Source organism: Sphingobium sp. C100 (assembly GCF_000508185.1).
Taxonomy (GTDB): Bacteria; Pseudomonadota; Alphaproteobacteria; order Sphingomonadales; family Sphingomonadaceae; genus Sphingobium.
Genome location: NZ_AYOY01000094.1, coordinates 1 through 1,724 on the forward strand (window position 1 = coordinate 1; position 1,724 = coordinate 1,724).

Below are 1,724 nucleotides of genomic sequence, written 5' to 3' on the forward strand. Positions count from 1 at the left end.
CCCAGCGGCGGTTCCCGACCCAGGTCGCGCCAGCCAGCATCGGTTTCAGCGCCGGGGCGTTTTCCATCAGCTTGTTCAGCCCGGCGGTCTGACGATTGGCGTTGGGGCCGACGACCAGCGGCAGATCGGGCATGGCGCCCGCCGAGACCGACTGAAGCACCACGCCGGCCACGTCGATCAGGTGCAATTGCCCGTCATGCTGCCACACCGCGACCGGATCGCGCTCGACGATATCGACGACCAAAGTGTCGGGCAGGCGACGGGAAATGCGGGCGTCCTTGACCCAGCCGAGCTTGAGCATTTCGGCCCGGACCCTAGGCAGGTCCAGCGACAGCATGGAGCGATCCACCTGGCCTAGCGCGATATTATAGACTGGCAGCTCATCCATCCGCTCGACGCCGCGGACCTCGACCTTTTGGACTTCGAAACCGGCGCGCGCGGCGATATCCGCCGCCTGCTGTCGGGCCATTTCGGGCAAGCCCGCATAGACCGCGCCGGTCACAAGGATCGCGCCGAAAATGCCGACGATCGCCCAACTCGCCATGCGCTGGAGCGTGGCTTCGCTGACGGGGATATATTCGATCACCCGGTCGATCCAGCTCTGGCGCTTGAGCGTGCGGCCGCGCGCCGTCCGGCCGCCGGTGGCCTTGCCCCGCGCGCTGCTCATCCGTGCCGCGCCGCCGCGCCTGATGCGGGCTTCAGCCATGTTCCTTCCCCCCGACGCGGTTCAGCGCCTCCTCGACGATAGTCTCCACCAACGTCGCATAGTCAATGCCCAGCTTCGCCGCCTGCTCAGGGACAAGGCTCAAGGGCGTCATGCCCGGCTGGGTATTGACCTCCAGCAGATAGAGGCCATCCAGCCCGCGCTGATCGTCCCAGCGGAAATCGGCGCGCGAGGCGCCCTTGCAGCCCAGCAACTGATGCGCGCGCAGGGCGATCGCCTTGCAGGCCTCGCTGATCTCGGGCGGGATTTCGGCCGGGCAGACATGTTCGGTCATGCCGTCGGTATATTTGGCGTCGAAATCATAGAAGCCGCTCTTGGGCCGCAATTCGGTGACGAGCAACGCCTCGTCCCCCAGGACGGCGGTGGTGAGTTCGCGGCCGCGGATATAGGGTTCGGCAAGCAGCTGCGGAAAATCCTGCCACGGGCCGACGCTGTCGCGGGCGATGGGATTGCCGTAATTGCCTTCCGCCGTGACGATGGCGACGCCGACCGAACTGCCTTCGTTGACGGGCTTCAAGACATAGGGGCGCGGCAGCGGGTCGGCGGCGAAGAGGCTTTCGCTGTCCACGATATGGCCGCCGGGCATGGGGATGCCATGCGGCACCAGCGCCTGTTTGGTCAGTTGTTTGTCGATGGCGATGACCGAAGTGGCCAGGCCGCTATGGGTGTAGGTGAGGCCCATCAGGTCCATCATGCCCTGCACCGTGCCATCCTCGCCCGGAACGCCATGGAGCGCGTTGAAGATCACGTCCGCCTTCGTTTCGGCAAGGCGCGCGGCGACATTGCGATCCATGTCGATGCGCGTGACGGTGTGCCCGCGCGATTCCAGCGCCTTGGCGACGCCCTTGCCCGAAGACAGCGACACCGGCCGCTCCGCCGACCAGCCGCCCATCAGGACGGCAACATGCCAGGGGCCGCGAGTCACAGAAAAATCCTCCCCTGCAAGGGGAGGTGGCGGGCGAAGCCTGACGGAGGGGTGTCTCGCCATCGAGAGGGCGAC

2 protein-coding genes are annotated in these 1,724 nt (G+C 66.3%); both read right to left on the reverse strand.

The features are described from left to right. A partial coding sequence (locus C100_RS31920) for a cell division protein FtsQ/DivIB (protein WP_031308969.1) occupies nucleotides 1-706 on the reverse strand: 706 nt, incomplete at its 3' end. Continuing rightward, on the reverse strand, nucleotides 699-1,649 hold the full coding sequence (locus C100_RS31925; protein WP_024019080.1) for a D-alanine--D-alanine ligase: 951 nt from the start codon (nucleotides 1,647-1,649) through the stop codon (nucleotides 699-701). The genes C100_RS31920 and C100_RS31925, both read right to left, overlap by 8 nt. Nucleotides 1,650-1,724: the final 75 nt, after the last annotated feature.